The sequence below is a fragment of the Enterobacter sp. T1-1 genome (genome assembly GCF_000710795.1).
GTDB lineage: Bacteria > Pseudomonadota > Gammaproteobacteria > Enterobacterales > Enterobacteriaceae > Enterobacter > Enterobacter cloacae.
In genome coordinates this window covers 34,412-55,329 of record NZ_JALW01000034.1, presented here as the reverse complement: position 1 = coordinate 55,329, position 20,918 = coordinate 34,412, and the positions used below count along the sequence as shown (strand labels likewise).

19 protein-coding genes are annotated in these 20,918 nt (G+C 56.5%); 5 read left to right on the top strand and 14 right to left on the bottom strand.

What is annotated here, in order from left to right; translation table 11 throughout:
• Positions 1–87: 87 nt before the first annotated feature.
• Both AK59_RS0112785 and AK59_RS0112780 read right to left on the bottom strand, forming a co-directional pair.
• Entirely contained in the window at positions 88–1,128 is a 1,041-nt protein-coding gene (locus tag AK59_RS0112785) for an NADP-dependent oxidoreductase (RefSeq protein ID WP_023621250.1), read from the bottom strand.
• A 65-nt stretch (positions 1,129–1,193) separates the two neighbouring features.
• Positions 1,194–1,769 carry a helix-turn-helix domain-containing protein gene (locus AK59_RS0112780; protein ID WP_013096486.1) on the bottom strand — a complete coding sequence of 192 codons (576 nt, stop codon included), beginning with the start codon at positions 1,767–1,769 and terminating at the stop codon, positions 1,194–1,196.
• 150 nt (positions 1,770–1,919) lie between these two features.
• On the opposite strand from AK59_RS0112780, the gene AK59_RS0112775 reads away from it, so the two are divergent.
• Positions 1,920–2,438 carry a GNAT family N-acetyltransferase gene (locus tag AK59_RS0112775; RefSeq protein WP_013096485.1) on the top strand — a complete coding sequence of 173 codons (519 nt, stop codon included), beginning with the start codon at positions 1,920–1,922 and terminating at the stop codon, positions 2,436–2,438.
• Positions 2,435–2,884: a DMT family transporter gene (locus AK59_RS0112770; RefSeq protein WP_029882940.1), complete on the top strand. Its 450-nt coding sequence runs from the start codon at positions 2,435–2,437 to the stop codon at positions 2,882–2,884. The genes AK59_RS0112775 and AK59_RS0112770 overlap by 4 nt, the downstream gene beginning before the upstream one ends.
• Positions 2,885–2,887: 3 nt before the next feature.
• Here AK59_RS0112770 and AK59_RS0112765 read toward each other — a convergent pair whose 3' ends face one another.
• Positions 2,888–3,121, bottom strand: a complete 234-nt coding sequence (locus AK59_RS0112765) for a YdcY family protein (RefSeq protein WP_029882939.1) — start codon at positions 3,119–3,121, stop codon at positions 2,888–2,890.
• A 96-nt stretch (positions 3,122–3,217) separates the two neighbouring features.
• Positions 3,218–4,816 carry an ABC transporter substrate-binding protein gene (locus AK59_RS0112760; RefSeq protein WP_023621253.1) on the bottom strand — a complete coding sequence of 533 codons (1,599 nt, stop codon included), beginning with the start codon at positions 4,814–4,816 and terminating at the stop codon, positions 3,218–3,220.
• A 283-nt stretch (positions 4,817–5,099) separates the two neighbouring features.
• Between AK59_RS0112760 and AK59_RS0112755 the strand changes: the two genes are divergently transcribed.
• Genes AK59_RS0112755 through AK59_RS0112745 form a run of 3 tightly spaced genes read left to right on the top strand, consistent with a single transcriptional unit; the run spans position 5,100 to position 11,603 of the window.
• Positions 5,100–6,446, top strand: a complete 1,347-nt coding sequence (locus AK59_RS0112755; RefSeq protein ID WP_029882938.1) for an SrfA family protein — start codon at positions 5,100–5,102, stop codon at positions 6,444–6,446.
• A gap of 4 nt (positions 6,447–6,450) precedes the next feature.
• Positions 6,451–9,432 (top strand): virulence factor SrfB, encoded by a 2,982-nt coding sequence (locus tag AK59_RS0112750; RefSeq protein WP_029882937.1) that lies wholly within the window; start codon positions 6,451–6,453, stop codon positions 9,430–9,432.
• The gene (locus AK59_RS0112745; protein WP_029882936.1) at positions 9,429–11,603 is read left to right on the top strand and encodes a virulence factor SrfC family protein; all 2,175 of its coding nucleotides are present in this window, start codon (positions 9,429–9,431) and stop codon (positions 11,601–11,603) included. The genes AK59_RS0112750 and AK59_RS0112745 overlap by 4 nt, the downstream gene beginning before the upstream one ends.
• Before the next feature lie 56 nt (positions 11,604–11,659).
• Here AK59_RS0112745 and AK59_RS0112740 read toward each other — a convergent pair whose 3' ends face one another.
• From AK59_RS0112740 to ymcF, 10 genes are all read right to left on the bottom strand, one after another.
• Entirely contained in the window at positions 11,660–12,415 is a 756-nt protein-coding gene (locus AK59_RS0112740) for an alpha/beta fold hydrolase (RefSeq protein ID WP_029882935.1), read from the bottom strand.
• An 86-nt stretch (positions 12,416–12,501) separates the two neighbouring features.
• A complete protein-coding gene (locus AK59_RS01000000123755; RefSeq protein WP_013096478.1) occupies positions 12,502–12,675 on the bottom strand; it encodes a GhoT/OrtT family toxin in 174 nt (57 codons plus the stop codon).
• A gap of 285 nt (positions 12,676–12,960) precedes the next feature.
• Positions 12,961–13,248 carry a hypothetical protein gene (locus AK59_RS0112730; protein WP_029882934.1) on the bottom strand — a complete coding sequence of 96 codons (288 nt, stop codon included), beginning with the start codon at positions 13,246–13,248 and terminating at the stop codon, positions 12,961–12,963.
• Positions 13,249–13,423: 175 nt separating this feature from the next.
• A complete protein-coding gene (gene patD / locus AK59_RS0112725) occupies positions 13,424–14,848 on the bottom strand; it encodes an aminobutyraldehyde dehydrogenase (RefSeq protein ID WP_029882933.1) in 1,425 nt (474 codons plus the stop codon).
• Positions 14,849–14,872: 24 nt separating this feature from the next.
• Positions 14,873–15,679: an ABC transporter permease gene (locus tag AK59_RS0112720; protein WP_029882932.1), complete on the bottom strand. Its 807-nt coding sequence runs from the start codon at positions 15,677–15,679 to the stop codon at positions 14,873–14,875.
• Positions 15,669–16,613 carry an ABC transporter permease gene (locus tag AK59_RS0112715; protein ID WP_023621159.1) on the bottom strand — a complete coding sequence of 315 codons (945 nt, stop codon included), beginning with the start codon at positions 16,611–16,613 and terminating at the stop codon, positions 15,669–15,671. The genes AK59_RS0112720 and AK59_RS0112715 overlap by 11 nt, the downstream gene beginning before the upstream one ends.
• A 1-nt stretch (position 16,614) precedes the next feature.
• Positions 16,615–17,628, bottom strand: coding sequence for an ABC transporter ATP-binding protein (locus tag AK59_RS0112710; RefSeq protein ID WP_029882931.1), 1,014 nt, complete (start codon positions 17,626–17,628; stop codon positions 16,615–16,617).
• Positions 17,629–17,645: 17 nt separating this feature from the next.
• A complete protein-coding gene (gene ydcS / locus AK59_RS0112705; protein ID WP_029882930.1) occupies positions 17,646–18,791 on the bottom strand; it encodes a putative ABC transporter substrate-binding protein YdcS in 1,146 nt (381 codons plus the stop codon).
• A 273-nt stretch (positions 18,792–19,064) separates the two neighbouring features.
• The gene (locus AK59_RS0112700; protein WP_020689183.1) at positions 19,065–20,474 is read right to left on the bottom strand and encodes an aminotransferase-like domain-containing protein; all 1,410 of its coding nucleotides are present in this window, start codon (positions 20,472–20,474) and stop codon (positions 19,065–19,067) included.
• An 82-nt stretch (positions 20,475–20,556) separates the two neighbouring features.
• Complete coding sequence (gene ymcF / locus AK59_RS01000000123750; protein ID WP_020689184.1) at positions 20,557–20,745, bottom strand: cold shock small protein YmcF; 189 nt, start codon at positions 20,743–20,745, stop codon at positions 20,557–20,559.
• Positions 20,746–20,918 lie beyond the last annotated feature (173 nt).

The following is a 20,918-nucleotide window of genomic DNA, read 5'->3' as shown; positions in this document are numbered from 1 at the left end:
AAAAAAAAATGTTGTGTATTTTAAAAAAAAAAAAATATTTTTTATCTAAAAAAAAAATGGGGGCGGCCCCCCCCGCCATAATCTTGTTTATTTATTGTCTGCCGCGACGCGAATCACGACTTTGCCAAAGTTTTTGCCTTCCAGAAGGCCAATCAGCGCATCCGGTGCGTTTTCCAGCCCGTCGGTCACCTGTTCACGATAGTGGATTTTACCCTCCTGCACCCAGCGCCCCATCTCTTCCTGGAACTCTTTGATGCGGTGTCCGTAATCCTGGCCGATGATAAAACCCTGCATACGAATGCGTTTTTTCAGGATGGTGCCCATTAACAGCGGCAAACGATCCGGCCCCTCAGGCAGACCGGTGGCATTGTAGCCGCTCACCAGACCACATACCGGCACCCGCGCGGAGGTATTGAGCAGCGGGAGCACGGCGTCAAAGACCTTACCGCCAACGTTTTCATAATAGATATCAATACCGTTCGGGCAGGCGTTCTGAAGCTGCGTGGCAAAATCATCGGCATGATGATCCAGACACTGGTCAAAGCCCAGCACCTCAACGGCATGGCGGCATTTCTCTGCGCCTCCGGCCACACCGATGACCCGGCAGCCTTTGATTTTACCGATTTGCCCAACCGTCGCACCTACGGGCCCCGTTGCCGCGGCAACCACCAGAGTCTCACCCGCTTTGGGTTGCCCGATATCCAGCAGCCCCATATAGGCGGTAAAGCCCGGCATTCCCAGAACGCCCAGCGCCCAGGAAGGATGGGAGGGATTTTCGCCCAGTTTGACCAGACCACTGCCGTCAGAGAGGTCGTACTCCTGCCAGCCGCTGTATCCCAGCACCCATTCTCCTGCTTTAAAATCCGGATGACTGGACTGCTCAACGCGACTGACCGTTCCGCCGACCATCACCGCACCAATTTCAACCGGCGGTGAATAGGATGGCGCATCGCTCATGCGGCCGCGCATGTACGGGTCAAGCGAAAGCCAGATCGTACGCAGCAGAACTTCTCCTGCCGCCGGTACCGGAACCGGCTGCTCTTCGAGACGAAAGTTATCCGCGACCGGCGCGCCGTGTGGACGCGAAGCCAGTACCCAGCGACGATTTTGCGAAACAGATTGATTCATCAGAGACTCCTTATGGTACAGATGTCCATTGATCCTGGCTCATGATCCGCCTGAGCGCCTTAACATTACGAGCCAGACTGGTTAAGACGAACCACCAGATAGACGCAGGGTTCATTGGTTTCGTTAATGAACCGACAGTCATTGGGCGGCCCGAGCTCCAGACAATCCCCGGCCTGCATTTCGTGGCGGGTGTCGCCTTCCTGAAAGACCAGCTCCCCGGACTGCAGCCAGATCAGCTGGCGGGCCAGCGCATAGGACGATGCGGGCATCGGCACATCGCTCCCGGCGGGCAGTTCAACCTGGACAAGATCGATGGGCAGATCGGTGCGCGGTGAAACGTGGCGGCGCAGGTAATGGGTTTGCGGATCGCGCCAGACGGGCTGGTTAGCAAGGCGCAGCAGTTTACCCTCCTGCATCTCCGCTCTTGCTATCAGCGTTGACATGCTGATGCCGAACGCGCCGGATAAGCGCGCAAGCAGCGTTGCCGTCGGGCTGCTGTCGCCGCGCTCAATTTTGTGGATCATGGCGCGCGAGACGCCTGCCCGATCGGCGAGTTCGCTCAGCGACCATCCGCGTGATTCGCGTTCAAGGCGAATTCTTGCGCTAATCCGTTGATTCATCGTGTCTGTTATGGTGTTCATGACGTCATACTATAGTGTATGAACGGTATTTCAATGAGGTTTTAATAACAAAAAAATCGGGCTTATACCGTAGCCATCTGTCCGGGTTGTTGTGTAATATCGTAGCAATAACGTAATAACATAGTAAACAACACATTCAGGGGTTCCATCATGATCGTTCGTCATGCCTGCAAAGAAGACTGCGCCGCTATTGGTGAAATTTACAACCACGCGGTGCTGCACACCGCCGCGATCTGGAACGATACCACGGTCGATACTGATAACCGTATCGCATGGTTTGAGGCCCGCACCCTCGCAGGTTATCCGGTGCTGGTAAGCGAAGAGAATGGCATCATCACCGGCTACGCCTCCTTCGGTGACTGGCGCGCCTTTGACGGTTTTCGTCATACGGTAGAGCACTCGGTTTACGTCCACCCGGATCACCAGGGCAAAGGCATTGGCCGTATGCTGATGAAGGCGTTGATTATTGAAGCCCGTGACATCGGCAAACACGTGATGGTGGCGGGGATTGAAGCGCAGAACCACGCCTCCATCCATCTTCATCAGACGCTTGGCTTTGTTACAACGGGTCAGATGCCGCAGGTGGGCACCAAATTTGGCCGCTGGCTGGACTTAACCTTTATGCAGCTGCAGCTTGATGAGCGCAGCGATCCGGATGCGATTAAATGAACCAATCACTGACGCTGGCTTTTCTGGTGGCGGCGGGCATTGGCCTGGTGGTGCAAAATACCCTGATGGTGCGTATCACCCAGTCCTCTTCCACCATACTCATTGCGATGCTGCTGAACTCGCTGGTCGGCATTGTGTTGTTTGTTAGCATTCTGCTGTTTAAACAAGGGGGCGCGGGGTTTAGCGAGCTGGCATCCACGGTACGCTGGTGGACGTTGATCCCCGGGTTGCTGGGCTCATTTTTTGTTTTTGCCAGCATTAGTGGTTACCAGAACGTTGGCGCGGCGACAACCATCGCCGTGCTGGTGGCAAGCCAGCTCATCGGCGGGCTGATAATGGACGTGCTGAAAAGCCATGGCATTCCGTTGCGGGCGCTGATTGGCCCGGTGTGCGGCGCAGTGATGCTGGTGGTGGGCGCGTGGCTGGTGGCCCGACGCCAGTTTTGAACATTACAGAATAACGCCGCCTTTGGTGAGCTGCTCCTGGCGCGCCTCCATCTCTTCTTTATGCTGCTTACCGTGGTGCGAAATCGCGGTACGCAGGCGCTGCTGCTGGGTATAGCGTTCTTCGCGGCTCAGCTCAGCATCATCGCTCAGTTCAATCAGCAGTTCGTTCATATGTGCAATGACGCTTTCGTCAAGCGCGGCATCCACACGGGCGATAACTTCGTTTAAATGTGACATTGTCACTCCTTTTTCGTTGCCGGGTGGCGGCTACGCCTTACCCGGCCTACCTGGCGTACCGTAGGCCCGGTAAGCGCAGCGCCACCGGGCACACAATCAGTTCAGCTTCGCTTTTGAGAAATCACTGCCCATCAGGCTCACGCTGTAACCCGTGACGTTGCTGCGGGTAGCATAGAACGTTTTGCCGTTTGCCAGCGCAATCCACGGCGCCTGCTGATAGAAAATCTCCTGCGCCTGGCTATACAGCTTCGCACGATCGTCCGGGTTGCTGGTCAGTTTGGCTTTCTGCACCAGGGCATCATAATCCTTATTACACCAGCGTGCAGCGTTGGAGCCGGTTTTGATGCTATTGCAGCCCAGCAGCACATCGGCAAAGTTATCCGGGTCGCCGTTGTCCGACATCCAGCCGAACAGCGCGGAGTCATGCTCGCCTTTACGCATTCCGGAAAGATACTCTCCCCACTCGTAAGAGACGATTTTGGCCTTCACGCCCACTTTCGCCCAGTCGCTCTGGATCATCTCGGCAATACGGCGGGAGTTCGGGTTGTACGGACGCTGTACCGGCATTGACCACAGCGTGACCTCCGCGCCCTTCTCCAGTCCGGCCTGCTTCAGCAGGGCTTTCGCTTTTTCCGGGTCGTAGCTGTAATCCTTCAGATCTTTATTAAAGCCCATCATATTTGGCGGAATTGGAGATTTCGCGACCGTACCGGAGCCCATAAAGACGGCGTTAACGATGGCCTTTTTGTCGGTGGCGTAGTTCAGCGCCTGGCGCACCAGCACGTTATCAAACGGTTTTTTCTCGGTATTGAACGCCAGATACCCCACGTTCAGCGCATCGACGGAGTGCAGCGTCAGGTTTTTGTTGTTCTTAATGACGTCAAACTGCACCGGAGATGGCGCAGGAATGATCTGGCACTCATTGGTTTGCAGTTTCGCCAGACGAGTCTCCACGTTTGGCGTGATGGAGAAGATCAGGTGTTTGGTCGGGACCGGGCCTTCCCAGTAGTTCGGGTTAGCCACATAGCGGATCAGAGAGTCCACCTTGTACTGCTGGAGTACATAGGGGCCGGTTCCGATTGGCCAGGTATCGACGTTCTCAGGCGTGCCTTTTTTCAGCATCGCATCCGCATATTCGGCAGACAAAATGGAGGCAAAATCCATGCCCCAGTCGGCCAGGAAAGCGGCGTTCGGTTCACTGAGGGTGAACTGAACATGATAATCATCGACCTTTTTAACGTCCTGGATCAGCTTATCGAGGCCGACGTCGTTAAAGTATTCGTAATTGCCCTGCGACACATTGTGATACGGGTGTTTAGGGTCTTTCTGACGCATGACCGAGAAAATAACGTCATCGGCATTAAAGTCGCGCGTCGGTTTGAAGTATTTGTTGCTGTTGAACTTCACCCCTTTACGCAGCGTAAAGGTATAGGTCTTGCCGTCCGGTGAAATCGTCCAGGATTCCGCCAGAGACGGAACCGGGGTGTTTTTCACCGGGTCGAAATTGATCAGGCGGTTATAGAGTACCTGAGAGCTGGCGACGAATGACGGGCCTGAGCTGGCAATTTGCGGGTTGAACGACTCGGGGGACGCTTCAGAACAGTAAATAAGGGTGTCGTTGTTTGCCGCCCATGCGGCACCGGCTGGTAAAATAGCGCTCAGCGCAAGGGCGAGCAGTGTTTTCCCTGTAGACATGGTTATAACCCTGACAGTTTTATTATATAGGACAGTAATAACAGCACAGCCGCTATAAGCTGGCAAATAACGAAACACTATCAGGTTATTCTAAAGCCGCGTTTTTCGCTGGTTTTACAGCCAGTGCCGAAAAAGGTGATTTGTCTTAAGTTCCATTATCCGTCAAGCACAACCGTCACGATCTATGCCGCAAGAAATCGGCGCTTTTAGCGTCTCTTCCTCCGTTTGTTTGCTTTCCGGTTTCGTTAAAGTAACGGTGTGAAGAAGTATATGGGATCAAATCGTGGCAAAAACTCTTTTACGCAGCGGTAATCTGGATGATTTTCAGGCCGTTGGCGGCGGCGGACAAGCCGTTTTTGAATCAGCGTTGCAAATACGTGAAGCACTCCGGTTGCGCAAACAGCAGGCCATTGTCGACTGTCTGGCCATTCCGCAGGTCAACGACGGCGGTGACCGCGTGGACTGGTACTCCCCGGTGGAAGGTAGCGTCACCAGCTGGAAAACGGCCAATGAAGATGACCGTTTTCGCGCCCTACGCTATCTGGAAAACACTCTTGCCAGCGTCGAATCGCTGAGTAAGAAATGCCTCCAGTCGCCTAAAACCGCACAACAGCTTTTTGGCTCCTTGCTGTCGAAAGCCTTCCAGTTCCCGAGCGAAAATTTCCTTTATCTGGTCGACGGTAAACCGGTCATTGCGTTCTGGGGATTTGTAAACCTGAACGAAAATGCACGCGATGACGTACTCGACTGCCTGCGCGAATCGCTGATCCCTGAGCCCGCGCCGGTGGTGATTGAAGATCCTGAACCGGAACCTGAACCGACCCCGGCCGTCACCTTTGAACACGCTGACGAACCTTTGATCGCCCCGGCCACGGTTGTGCGCATTACGCCTGAAGCGCTGTATGAGCCCGAGCCCGCGCCAGCCGTTGCGCCGCCTGTTGAAGAGCCTGCTCCTGCGCCCGTCGTGAAAAAGCGTCGCGTGCCCTTATGGTCGCTGCCGGTTGCCGCTGTGATCGTTGCCGCCATTGCCGCCCCGCTGCTGTGGCCAAAACAGGCCCCTTCGGCAGAGCCCGCGCCAGCCGCCGCCCCGGCACCACAACCCGTGGCGATTGCCCCAAAACCGATTAAAGCGGTTGAACCACTGGCGATGAACCTGCCGCTGCATCAGGCTGAGGTGGTAGAGAATAAAGCGAAGGAACCCGATCCCGCTCCGGTGTCTGCCCCGGTGGTGATTGCCGCGATCCCGAAAGATGCCATGGTCATGGAGGCCGGTCAGGTCAAAGCGGGCTCGACGCGTTTCCTGAACGGCACCTGGCGCGCCATTCTTGACGTAAAAGATCCGGTGACCGGCAAACCGCCGTCACTGCGCTATCAGATCCAGAACAACAAAGGCTTCGCCCGTGTTGTGCATGGCGATAATGTTGTGTGCCGCGTAGAGGTTTTCTCCGGCCTGCACAGCAATGGCGAGCTGATGATTAAGAGTCGCGGCAATGCACGCTGCACAGACGGTTCCCGCTACCCGATGCCGGAAGTCTCCTGTAAAGCAGGCACCAGCGATGTCGCCGAATGCAATGCCCGTTATGATGCAAAAACCGTCGTTCCACTGACGTTTAAGAAAGCAGGTGCCTGATCCTATGCTGGTAAATCTTTGCGACTATAAACAGAGCGTTACGCTTATTGCCAACAGCGGTGTACAGTTCCTCGATTTCGGTCTGACCCCGCAGGACACCGCCAGCAACGGGCGTTTCGTGCGTAAAACCGCGAACGGCCCGCTTTTGCGCCTTGATTTCGACCTGGTTAACGGGCGTTACACCCTGCCCGGCACGGACGGCGGCCAGCCTGAGGTAGTCAAGCCTGAGACAACCATCGCGCTGCATCAGTCCCTGGCCGTGCTGGATGGCGTCTGGCTCCCCGTTCCGTTCCTGCGCTTCAACCCGCCGCGAACCTTTGTTGACGGCCCGGACAACTGGGCGCGCGTTCAGGTCCGCAAGCTGGAGACGCCGGACACCGCAGGCAACACCCATCGCGTCACCCTCGCCCTCGACAGCCAGATTGCGGAGCATGCCACCTCCGCGCTGTCGCCGGTGGAAAACGATATTCTTAACGGGACCCGCTTCGCGCTGGCCTGGCGCGATGCCGAAGTAGAAAATTTCCTCGACCAGACGTGGATAGATGGCTGGCTGCGCGAAGCGTTCACGCAGTACGCCTCGGACGTTGAACACCGTTCAGAACGCGATCTGCAGCAGGCCATGCGCAGCTTTGAGTATCAGGCACACTGGCTGAATGTGCTGACCATGCTTGGTGAACAACTCACCGTGCCGGAAGTCAAATTTGTCACCCATACGCTCAGCACGCCTGCCATTCCGGTCGATTTGATCCTCGACGTGGGCAACACCCATACCTGCGGCGTGATTATTGAAGATCACGGCGACGCCAACGACGGTCTGCGCCAGACGGCCGAGTTGCAGGTGCGCTCTTTAAGCGAGCCGCAGTTCCTCAATGAGCCCCTGTTTACCAGCCGCCTGGAGTTCTCGGAAGCACGCTTTGGCAAACAGCACTTCTCGGTTGAAAGCGGTCGCGAGGATGCCTTCGTCTGGCCTTCTATTGTCCGGGTTGGCGATGAGGCGCGTAAGCTGGCCATGCAGCGTCTGGGGACTGAAGGTAACAGCGGTATCTCCAGCCCGCGTCGCTACCTGTGGGATGAGACGCCGGTGGTGCAGGACTGGCGTTTCAGCCAGATGAACAGCAAAACCCAACGCGAGCCGCTGGCGACCGCGTTCCCGCTGATGAACCTGATGAATGATGACGGCGAACCGCTGTTTACGCTGCCCCAGGACGAGCGTCTGCCGGTTTTCTCCCCGCAGTACAGCCGCAGCACCCTGATGACCCATATGCTGTGCGAGCTGCTGGCACAGGCGCTGGGCCAGATCAACAGCGTCGCCACGCGCTTGCGTCTGGGCTTCCCGGCGTCTCCGCGCCAGCTGCGCACGCTGATCCTCACACTGCCCTCGGCGATGCCGAAGCAGGAGCGCGAGATCTTCCGTCGCCGCATGTTTGAAGCGATTGCCATCGTCTGGAAAGCGATGGGATGGCATCCGCAGGATGAAGACTTTGCCACCCGCAAGCAGCAGGATAAAAGCGTGGTGCCGGTGCCTGAGATCCAGATGGAGTGGGATGAAGCGAGCTGCGGGCAACTGGTCTGGCTTTACAACGAAGCGATCTCCCGTTTTGGTGGTCAGACGGAAGCCTTCTTCGCCTCCCTCGCCCGCCCGGATCGTGAACCTGAGCCTGGTGTCCAGCCGGGTCGCGCGCTGCGCGTTGCTTCTATCGATATTGGCGGCGGCACCACAGATATGGCGATCACCCACTATCAGCTGGATGACGGCTCCGGGAATAACGTCAAAATCACGCCACAGCTTCTCTTCCGCGAAGGGTTTAAAGTGGCCGGCGACGACACGCTGCTGGACGTTATCCAGCGCTATGTGTTGCCAGCCCTGCAAACGCAGTTGCAGAAGTCCGGCATTGCGGACGCGTCTCTGCTGATGGCGTCGTTGTTCGGTGACTCCGGGCGTATTGATACCCAGGCGGTATTGCGCCAGCAGACCGCACTTCAGCTCTTTATGCCGATCGGTCATGCGATCCTTGCCGCGTGGGAATCCAGCGACATTGACGATCCGCTGGCCGGTTTGCATGCCACCTTTGGCGATCTGCTGCCGCAGAAGCCGACCCGCAATGTGATGAACTACCTGCAGCAGGCTGTCGACCACGCTCTGCCTGCTGGCTCTGAAGCCTTCGACCTGTTTGCCGTGCCGCTGCATGTGAATTTCCGCGAAATGCAGGATGCGATGCTGGCAGGTCAATTCACGCTGGCCTCTCCGCTCCATGCGGTGTGCGAAGCGATCTCTCATTACAGCTGTGATATTTTGCTGATCACTGGTCGTCCGGGGTGCCTGCCGGGCGTGCAGGCGCTGATCCGCCATCTCCAGCCCGTGCCGGTCAATCGCATCGTATGGCTGGATAAATACCAGGTTCATGAGTGGTATCCGTTCAGCCAGCAGGGTCGCATCGGTAACCCGAAATCGACCGCCGCCGTGGGGGCCATGCTCTGCAGCCTGGCGCTCGATTTGCGTCTGCCGCGCTTTAACTTTAAGGCGGCCGATATTGGCGCCTACTCCACCGTGCGCTATCTGGGCGTGCTGGATAACACCGTTAACACGCTGCGTGAGGAGAACGTCTGGTATCAGGATATCGACCTGGATAAACCTGGCGCAAAACTCGACGCCCGCCTGCATTTCCCGCTGCGTGGTAACGTCACGCTTGGCTTCCGCCAGCTGGCGAACGCACGCTGGCCGGCGACGCCGCTGTACACCCTGAGTATCAACTCGGCGGAACTGGCCAAAGCGATTGCTGGCGACGGCGTGCTGAACGTGCGGCTTAAGCTCTGCGGAGGCAGCAAGCACGAAGGCCCGGAATCTTTCGAGCTAAGCGACGCCTGGCTGCAGGATGGAACCCCTGTCCCACCTGACGCCTTAACCTTCAAACTGAATACCCTGGCCGATCGCCGTCATAGCGGTAGCCACTACTGGATCGACAGCGGGAGTGTATACCTGAAATGAGTGCAACGATGACCACCACGCAGGCCTTAATCGGGTGGATTAACGAGACGCGCCTGCACGCCCCGGTGCTGGATAACGATGCCGACGCCCTGCTGGCACGTATCAATGCGGCGCAGGCGCGGGAGCAGGCCATTGAACAGGCGCTGACCCGGCGGAGCAGCATTGGTCTGTATGGCCACTCCCAAAGCGCCAAAGCGCATCTGCTGTTGTCCCTGTGCGGCAACGGTAACGGGCGGCTGAACGTTATTCCCGGGCAACGCACGTTCGACTACTTTTCACATATCAACCCGGGACATGCCCTGACCAACATGGCACTGCGCTTCAGCACTGAAAGCACAGCGGTGGACGATGAGGCTTTCCCGCTACGTCTGAGCCTGGTCACCGAGGCCGAGCTGGTGCAGCTGTTTATTGCCCGCACCACCTTACACCCGCAGATCCGCGCCGTGGATAAGGCCGTTATCGAGACGCGCCTTGAGAAGTGGCGCGGCCTGCGTCAGCCGCAGGGTGTACCGGGCATAACGGCGGAGGAAGTGGGCGCGATTGCCCGCTTCTGGCAGAGCACGGTACCTGCCGCCAGACAGCAAATTGATGATGTGCTGTGGCATCAGTTTGCGCAACTGGTGCCATCGCTTGACCTCACCACCCGGGCCAGCGTCTGGTCGCTTTTATGGGGTGAGCAACAGGAACTGACCCAGCAGTGGTTAAAGCTCGCCCATGTTCTGCACCAGACCAGCCACGCCAGCGAACTTGCCGCCCCGCTCAGCCTGCTGGTGGATAACTTTGGTCTGCCTGGCGAAGGCTTCCTGACCCATGGCACCTTTACCCTTCCGGACGCTCAGGAGACGCTGCTGCATCCCCTGAACAACGGCGAGATGCTTAATGCCATTAGCCTGCCCGTCGATGTACTGGCATTCCTGACGCGTGAACTGGTACTGCCTGTCGAGAGCAGCGCGCTGGATAACGTCGATATTATTGATATCCCGGTCTTTGCAGACAACAGCGCCGATCCGCTAAGCCAGGCCAAATGTCAGTGGCTGCTGGAACACTATCGCCAGCAGCTGCAGCCAGATGTGCTTGTGATCTGCAATGCGACCGCGCAGCACGACCAGACGGCAAAAAAAGCAAAGGTACTGATGAACTGGGTCAAAGAGACGCAGCCTGCGGAGGAATCAGCCCTGCCGGGTCTGGTGTGGGCGATTACGCCTCACGACGCGCGTTTTACCACCCGGCAGAATCTCGATGAAGCAGTCCAGCATCTGCTGGGTAAACCGGGCCTGCGCTGGGGCACGCTGCAGGCGCTGGACAGCCACAGCATGCAGCGCGTCATCGAGTGGCTGTCACAGGCCACGTTACCTGCCCAGCGACAGAAACGTCTTAACACGCTGAAAACGGCGCTGCGCCAGGAGCTGTCGGCTTTGATGCACAGTTATCTGGCACCGCTGGTTGAGGAGCCTGCAGCAAGACGAACTCAGGCCGAGAACATGGTTCGCACCCTGCAAAGCAGCGCCGCCCGCCACGGTGAGTTGCTCGAAGGGCTTCTGCCTCCGCTCAAAGCCTTCGAAACGCTTCTGGCCGTCCAGCAACCGCGCGAGGAGCAGGTCAACGGTCTGTTTACGGATACCATCGATCTGTTTGCCGATAATGCGCAGGAAAGTGCCAGCACGTTCCAGACAAAAGATAAAGCGCGCCTGGCGCATAAAGTGTGGATGAACCATTTGCGCCAGTGGAGTCGCAATGACGCAGCGGCCACACGCCTGGGTCTTGAGCCTGCGGTGTTACAGCAAATTGCCGAGGTTCTGGTGGTCGCCAGCTACCGTCTTAACCTGCCTCAGCAGCTTCAGCGTATTGTCGAAACCGACAAGAGCAGTGCCGCACAGCTGCATGCGGTGATGGGCAATTTCGTTGGCTGGCTGGGTTACGACCAGACGCCTGTTGCTGAACGTCCGGCAAGCCGCATCCGTAAGGGGCAGGCAATCTTTGTTACGCCCGTGGTTAGCAGCGCCGCGCCGCGCCTGACGCGCCTGGAGGAACAGCCTGTCCATGCGGCCACCGCGTACGTTTACGACTGGCTGGTTGCCCTCTATAGCCGGGCAATAGAGAACATTGATTATCAGCACCCGCATGATGTTCAGCCTGACGCACGTCGGGCATTACAGGCTTTAATCATGTAGCAGTCTTTGTTGCCGGGTGGTGCTGCGCTTACCCGGCCAACATTTCGCAACGATAATCACGCCGACATACACTCCGCTAACGTCTGCGCCAGTGCCGACGGGTTTTCCCACGACATGGAGTGCCCCGCAGCAGGGATGATTTTGACCTCAACGCCCTTCTGCTTCAGGCGCTCCACATCGTCATCCGGCAAAGAGAGCTCGCCGAAAATCAACGTCACCGGGCAAGGCAGCGACAGAAATTGCGTTTCCCAGTCTGGCTCAACGCCCGCCACCAGGCTCGATGCGCCGCGCCAGACAGCATAAGGTGCATTACTTTGGAGGCACCCGGCCCACGCCGTTTTTTCTGCACAGAGCATGGCCTGATATCCCTGTTCCAGAAACTGCTGTTCCGTTTGTGCGGCAATCGAGCGGCTGAACATCCCACCCCCGGCATGAAAATTGGGTTCCGACACCATCAGCCCTTTAACACGCGATGCCAGCAGCCCCGCCGCTTCAATGGCGATGCTACCGCCCATGCTGTGACCGTACAGCCAGAAGGCATCGAGCTTGAGATGATCCATCAGTTCAGCCACAACGCGGGCCTGATCGGTAGTTTTGTAGCTGTAGTGCTCAGGCTTATCGCTGTAACCGCTGCCGGGTAAATCGATGAGAATCGTTCTGCACCCGCCAAACTGAGGGTCTCGAACGACGCGGGGATATTCATAGGACGAGGCGCAGCCCAATCCGTGGATGAAGACAACGGGATCGCCGGTGCCGGGCAAATCATGCCAGCGGACGGTGCAACCCGCATGTTGCGAGTAAAAACTGTTCATAAGCACTCCTTTTACGATGCACTGTTTATTTATACAGTTATCGTAGCGGGAATGCCATGTTCATCGTTTAAAAATGGAAGCGTGCTTCAGAAAAGCGAGACCAGCAGCGCAACGGGGAAGCTCATCGGCCACGTCGACCCTACCAGAAACGCGCTGAGCAGGCGGATGCGTTTACGATCTTTAGACAGGAACCAGGTGATTAATGCGCAGATAGAAGCCATGATTGCGTAAAAAACCAACATCTTTTGATACAACGTCATTCTGTATTCCAGAGCCGAAAAAATAACCGCACGCAATATGCGTCATATGTTGATACAGATCAAGTTTTTTCGTTACACAATAACCACTTAAATATTAAGGCTAATAACAAATGAGTATATTGCGTTACAACTATGCCCTGACAAGGATCCGTCTTCGAAAACCATGCATGACAAGATCAAGATTGTAGTTGACTCTTTAATCCCTCTGGCTTCGATGCCCCGTGGTTATCTTCAGGTAACAAAAAACCCCGCTTGAGCGAGGTTTGGCATCTTTTCAATGGTGAATTAAAAAGGAAGCATTGCGCGGATTTCAGTGTGCCAACTATGAAAGGCAGGTAGGTCATCTAATAACCAGAAACCTAAACCAAGTACTGCAGCACTCATCATCATTTGAGCAATAACGTTAAACCAGTATTCAATAGGTTTAGTGTCTTTGTGGATATATTCCTTTCGCATCGTTCCCTTGAAGGTTTTAGTGTAGACACCTCGTCGCAAAAAGATAATCGACTGAACAAGCATAAAGGGGCAGGTCAGAAAAATTGCACATACCGTGAACCAATATTGAAATCCCATTACCTGTCATTCCAGTTGCCGTTTGGGGCCATTATTACACATGTTTATCCAATTCCAGTCAGGATGGCATAATCATCAACCAGGCAGCTCTGCTGAGCACTAATTTTAACGTCAATGGTCCACAAGCAAGCGACTGCAATATATTTTCAATATATTACAGCCACTTAGCTGCATATTAGTGTTTTATCATCACATGCCGGACTACGGTATAATCCTCAAGCCCGTACACCGACATATCTTTCCCATAACCGGATAACTTCATGCCGCCGTGTGGCATTTCGCTTACCAGCATAAAATGGGTATTCACCCAGGTGCAGCCGTATTGCAGACGCGCACTCAGCCGGTGAGCGCGCCCCACATCCTGAGTCCAGACGGACGAGGCCAGGCCATATTGTGAATCGTTAGCCCAGGCCAGCACCTGGTCTTCGTCGTCAAATTCAGTGACGCTCACCACCGGGCCAAAGACTTCACGTTGCACAATGGCATCTTCCTGTTTTGCTCCGGCCAGCAGGGTTGGCTGGAAGTAATAACCCGCTCCCTCTTTTTTACTGCCGCCCGTCACCACGCGGATATGGCTGAGCGCTTTGGCCTCCTCCACAGCCTGGCAGACGCGCGACAGATGCGCTTGCGAGCTCAGCGGCCCCAGCTCGGTAGAGGCCTCTTCCGGCGCCCCCATCTTCAGGCTGGACACCGCTGCGCCCAGTTTTTCCACCAGCGCAGCATAAATGCCCTTCTGGGCATAAATTCGGCAGGCCGCAGTGCAGTCCTGCCCGGCATTGTAGAAACCAAACGTCCGCACACCCTCGACGACCGCATCCAGATCGGCGTCATCAAAGACGATAACCGGTGCCTTGCCGCCCAGCTCCATGTGGGTACGTTTTATGGATGAGGCGGTATGGCCAATGATGTGCTCCCCGGTTGCAATTGAGCCGGTGAGTGACACCATGCGCACTTTCTCATGCCCGGTCAGCGGATCGCCTACCGTTTTTCCGCGCCCGAACAGCACGTTCAGCACGCCAGCCGGGAAAATATCCTTCGCCAGTTCGGCCAGTTTTAAGGCGGTCAGCGGCGTAATCTCAGAAGGCTTGATGACCACGCAGTTCCCGGCGGCCAGCGCCGGTGCCAGCTTCCACGCCGCCATCATCAGCGGGTAGTTCCAGGGGGCGATGGAGGCGACAACCCCAACCGGATCGCGGCGGATCATCGAGGTATGGCCGTCCAGATACTCACCCGCCGCCAGTCCGTTCAGGCAGCGGGCCGCGCCAGCAAAGAACCGAAACACATCGACCACCGCGGGGATCTCATCGCCCAGCGCGCAGTGCAGCGGCTTACCGCAGTTCAGGGATTCGAGTCTGGCAAACTCGTCGGCATGCGCTTCAATAACGTCAGCCAGTTTCAGCAGGCATTCGGCACGCGTTTTGGGCGTGGTTTGCCCCCACTGTGCGAACGCCCGATCGGCTGCCTGCACGGCCGCGTCGACCTGCGCGGCAGATGCTTCAGCAATCTCCAGCAGAACCTCTCCGGTGGCAGGGTTATAGACCGGCTGTTTTTCCCCCTCGCCACTCACCAGTTCACCATTAATCAGCAGTCGTTTTTGCATAGCATTGTCCCGTTGAAATCAATGTTATTTCCCGCTCCCGGCGCTGTTCTCGCCGTCGCGGGTTAGCCACCAGGCTCCCAGAATGGGGAAGGTTGTCACCAGCATCACCAGCAGTGCGACCACGTTGGTGACCGGCACGTCACGCGGACGTCCGAGCTGGTTAAGCAACCACAGCGGTAACGTGCGCTCGTGTCCCGCGGTAAAGGTTGTGACGATAATTTCGTCAAACGACAGAGCAAACGCCAGCATGCCCCCGGCCAGCAGCGCCGACCCAAGATTGGGCAGGACCACGTAACGGAAGGTTTGCCAGCCATCGGCCCCTAAATCCATCGACGCTTCAACCAGGCTCCAGGAGGTGCGTCGGAACCGGGCAATCACATTGTTAAACACCACCACCACGCAGAACGTGGCGTGCCCGACAACGATGGTAAAAAAACCAGGCTCCAGATTGATGGTTTTGAAAGCGGTCAGCAGCGCCAGACCGGTGATGATGCCCGGCAGCGCTATCGGTAACAGCAGCAACAGCGAAATGGCGTTTTTGCCAAAAAACGCGCTACGCCACAGCGCCGCTGCAGCAAGCGTGCCAAGTACCAGAGCAATAGCCGTCGCTAACGTCGCAATTTTAAGTGACAACGTCACGGAATCGATGATGTCGCCACGCCCCGCCGCCACGCTAAACCACTTCAACGTCAGCCCCTGCGGCGGGAAGCTGAAGGCCGCGTCCTCAGTATTAAAAGCGTAGATGGCAATAATCAGCAGGGGGAAATGGAGGAAGATCACCCCGCCCCAGGCGGCCACTTTCAGGAACAACGGTGCGCGTTCAGAGTGCATCGAATGCTCCCAGACGTTTCACGAACGCCAGATAAAGCGAGATAAGCACAATCGGCACCAGGGTGAAGGCGGCAGCCATGGGCATATTGCCGATGGCCCCCTGCTGGGCATAGACCATATTGCCAATGAAATAGCCCGGCGGCCCTACCAGCTGTGGCACGATAAAATCACCGAGCGTCAGAGAGAAGGTAAATATCGAGCCCGCCGCGATACCCGGGATCGCCAGCGGCAGAACAACATAACGAAAGGTCTGACGCGGACGCGCGCCGAGATCGGCAGAGGCCTGCAACAACGAGGCAGGCAGCCGTTCCAGCGCCGCCTGCACGGGCAGGATCATAAACGGCAGCCAGATGTAGACAAAGACCAGAAACCGCCCCAGCCCGGAGGTCGATAACGTGTTCCCGCCAATCGCCGGGAGCGTCAGAACAGAGACCAGGATCGGCTCCAGCCCCAGATGGCTGAGAAACCACTGCGCCACGCCATCTTTCGCCAGCAGTAGCGTCCACGCGTACGCTTTGACGATATAGCTCGCCCACATCGGCAGCATAACGGCAATATAGAAGAACGCTTTCCATTTGCCGCTGGTGTAACGCGCCATATACCAGGCCATCGGGAAGGCCAGAATGGCGCTGGCGAGGGTGACCGCAATCGCCATCACCAGCGTACGGATAATAATGTCGTAGTTTGCCGGGTTAAAAAGTGCCTGAATGTTCGCCAGCGTCAGGTCCGGCGTCACCGACATGGTGAAGTCATCAAAGGTATAAAAGCCCTGCCACAGCAGCGTAAGGAGCGATCCCAGATAGACGATGCCAAACCACATCAGCGGTGCCAGCAGCAGCAGGAATATCCCCAGCGACGGTTTGCGCCAGAAATACGCGGTAATGCGGCTTAGGGTACCGCGCGGTGCGGGAGGATGTAAGACGCTCATCGCCATTTCACCCTTCCTCATGCAGGCGGATCATGGCGTCGCGCGACCATGACGCCTGCACCGCCTGCCCCGGCTCAACACCGGTGTGCAGTGTGTCCGCGCTGAGATTGGCCTGGCTCACCAGCAGTTTTGCCCCCCCGGCAAGTTTCAGCTCCAGGCGCGTTGCCGCACCCTGATACTGGACAGCCTGAACCACGCCTTCAACCTGAACCTCACCGCTCTCATTGAGTCGGATATGTTCCGGTCGAAGCGAATAAGCGCCCTCCATGCCGCACACTTTCTGCGCCAGTGCCGCATCGAAAACGTTCGAGGTGCCGACAAAACTGGCCACGAACGGCGTATGCGGACGCATGTATAGCTCACGCGGGGTATCCACCTGCTCAATGCGTCCGTTGTTGAAAACGGCGACCCGGTCGGACATTGACAGGGCTTCCCCCTGATCGTGAGTCACAAAAATAAAGGTGATCCCGAGTGCCTGTTGAAGTTTTTTCAGCTCGACCTGCATCTGTTCACGCAGTTTCAGATCGAGCGCGCCCAGCGGTTCATCCAGCAACAGCACGCGGGGTTCATTGACCAGCGCACGCGCAATGGCAACGCGCTGACGCTGGCCCCCGGAAAGCTGCGACGGCTTGCGCGCAATGGCAAAGCTCAGCCCGACCTTTTCCAGCGCCTCCTGCGCCAGTGCATGGCGTTTTTTCTTGTCGATGCCTTTGACCATCAGCCCGTAAGCGACGTTATCGAGAATCGACATATGCGGAAACAGCGCGTAGTCCTGGAACACCGTATTGACGTCTCGCTCCCACGGAGGAAGCTCACTCGCTTCTTTACCGAAGATTGTGATCGCCCCGCCGGAGAGTTGTTCAAAACCGGCGATCAGCCGCAGGCAGGTGGTTTTGCCGGAGCCCGACGGCCCCAGCATGGAGAAAAACTCCCCGTCACGAATGGCAATGCTCACCCCATCCACCGCCCGTACGTCGCCGTACAGACGGGAAACGTCATTAAACTCTACCGCGTACGTCATGTTCTGCTCCCGGATGATTAACGGCCACCCATGATGGCGATGTAATCCTGCGTCCAGCGGCTGTAAGGCACATATTTGCCGCCTTCGGCGATCGGGGTTTTCCAGAACTTGATTTTGTCAAAAGCGTAGTAACCGTTGGTTTCACAGCCTTTCTCACCCAGCAGCGTACTGGCCTTACACCCTTGCGCCACCACCGGCAGAGAGCCAAACCACGCCGCCAGATCGCCCTGCACTTTTGGCGTCAGCGACCAGTTCATCCATTTGTAAGCACACATCGGGTGTTTTGCCTGCGCGTGAAGCATAGTGGTGTCTGCCCAGCCCGTGACGCCCTCTTTCGGGAAGACGGTCGCGATCGGCTGGTTTTCGGCTTTCAGGGCATTCGCCTGGTATGGCCAGGCGCTGGACGCCACCACGCCTTCATTCTTAAAGTCACTCATCTGTACGGTGGTGTCATGCCAGTAGCGGTGGATCAGGGCGTGCTGATCGCGTAGCACTTTCAGAACCGCAGCGTACTGTTCTTCCGTCAGCTGGTAGGGGTCGTTAATACCCAACTGGGGTTGAGTGGCCTTCACAAACAGCGCCGCATCGGCAATGTAAATCGGACCATCATAGGCCTGCACGCGTCCCTGGTTGGTTTTACCGTCCGGTAAGTCCTGTTTTACAAACACCACGCTCCAGCTGTCCGGCGGTGTCGGGAAGGTTTTGGTGTTGTACATCAGCAGGTTTGGCCCCCACTGATACGGCGTGCCGTAGACATTGCCGCCCACGTTAAACCACTCACCTTTAACGAGACGCGGGTCGAGGGTTTTCCAGTTGGGGATGAGTTCCGGGTTAATCGGCTGAACGCGTTTGCCCATAATCAGACGGAGCGACGCATCTCCGGACGCGGTGACCAGGTCATACCCGCCTTTCGCCATCAGGCTCACCATCTCGTCCGACGTGGCGGCGGTTTTGACGTTTACCGCACAGCCGGTCTCTTTTTCAAACTGGGTTACCCAGTCATAATTTTTATCCGTTTGTCCCCGCTCGATGTAACCCGGCCAGGCAATAATATCCAGCCGACCCTCTCCGTCGCTAATCGCTTTCGGTGGCTCGGCGGCTTGCGCGGTCATTATGGCCATACCAAGCGCACACAGGCTGCTGCGGGCAAATTTTTTGCTCATAAACATTACTCCAGTCGCAATGAAAAATTAGCGGCAGCCGTGCCGTAAAAATATCTCCCTCATTAAACGTAGACCGCGCAAATGCCCCGCACCGTGCGGCTTAAGGAAATTTCATCAAGGTGTGACCGAGGGCGCATTCCCCGTTAACTGGATTATAGACAAGGGGTTAGGCGTGAGAGGTGGTATGCAGATTTCGTATGATGCGACGCGGCAAAATGGTCGCCGCGGCGGCAAAAAGATAAGCAATGATTATTTAGCGAGAGACCGGAATCGTTATTTCAACATGCTGCTGATTAATTTCCCTAACTGAATAACGGCCTGCTCTTCCCGCTCTCCCCATGCCCAGGAGGTATTAAAACGGAAAAAAGGTGTCCAGACATCTGAGGTGGAAAACATCTTGCCTGGGGCAATACTGATGTGATGGCGTAACGCCTGTTCGCTTAACAGTCCTGCATCCAGCTGTGCCGGAAGCTCCAGCCACAAAAAGTAGCCGCTATCGTTATGATGGATTTTGACGCCCGGCGGCATATGGCGCAAAAGTGACTGCCACGCCTGCTGTTTACGCTCGGCCAGCGTACGTCGCAGGCGGCGAAGATGGGCGTCGTAGCGTTTGGTCGCGAGGTAATCCACCAGCGCCAGCTGCATCGGGGAGCTGGTAGAGAGCGTGCTCATCAGCTGAAGCTGCTGAATGCGCCGCGCATGTTTACCCGCCGCTACCCAGCCGATGCGAAAACCGGCCACCAGACATTTCGAAAACGAGGAGCAGTGCAGCGTCATGTCCTGACGATCCCATGCTTTCGCCGGGAGCGGCTTTTCACGGCCAAAATAGAGCTCGCTGTAGACATCATCTTCAATCAGCGTGACGTTGTGCCTCGTCAGCAGCGCCACAAGCTGCGCTTTTTTCTCCGGGCTGAGCGTAAAGCCAAGCGGATTTTGACTGTTGGTCATTATCCAGCAGGCCTTGACCGGGTAGTCATTCAGCGCCTGTTCAAGCGCATTGAGATCGATCCCCTCGCGCACGTCCGTCGCAATCGACAGGGCCTTCAACTTCAGGCGTTCCAGCGCCTGCAGCGCGCCGTAGAAACAGGGGTTTTCAACAATCACCCAGTCCCCCGGCTCGGTCACCGCCTGGAGACTCAAGTTCAGCGCTTCGAGCGCGCCTGCGGTGATCACGATCTCCTCCGGTGAGATATTCATCCCCTGCTGTGCATAGCGGCGGGCAATGGCGTGGCGCAAATCGACATTACCCGGCGGCAGGTTTTCAATCACGCTCATCGCCGTCGCGGTTTTGCTGACGTTCGCCAGCGAGCGGTTGAGTTGCTGAAGCGGGAAAAGACGCGGGTCGGGAAAAGCGGAAGCGAAAGGAACAACCGACGGGTCGCGGCTGGCCTGCAGAACGTCGAAGATATAGGTGTTGATGTCCACCGCTTCGTCGCGCATGACCTGTGCAGGTGGCGCTGGCTGTTGTGCGGTCGGGCGCGAGGCAACGTAATAGCCCGACTGCGGTCTGGCGACAATGCGCCCCTGACTTTCCAGCATCTGATACGCGTGGCCCACGGTCATAAAACTCATGCCGCTGCTCGCCACCTGCTCTCGCAGAGAAGGCAGCTTATCGCCCGGCAACCATACGCCAAGCTCAATCTGCGAGATAATTTGTTGCGCCAGACGCTGGTATTTTTTCATCAGATTCTCCTTATTGCCGACAGTGTATATCAGCAGGAGAAAAAGAGAAGATTTTGCTAACTGTTATGGTTTATGAAATGAATTACTTACGGTACTCGGTCACATGATTGTGTGCGAGACGCGCCGCGGCCAGATGGTCGAGTGTAATCATTGGCGATTTGCAAAAGATGCATTTTGCGCCGAAGGGATTTTTCTCAGACACATCAAAGGCTGAAGTACGGTACTGCGAGCCATGACAGCATGGGCAGCGAAAATGGATATAAGAAGTCATAGGATTCTCCTGTAAACGTAAAAACGTAAATTACTCATGAGCCGATCAGGCGATAATGGTTTGAAACAAAACTAATCGGAATGTAGATAAAGACCCAAGAGAGGCTGCGGAGAGGCACAACGTGATTAGAACTGCTTTATAAAACTACGTCAGATATTTATTTGGACTCAAAA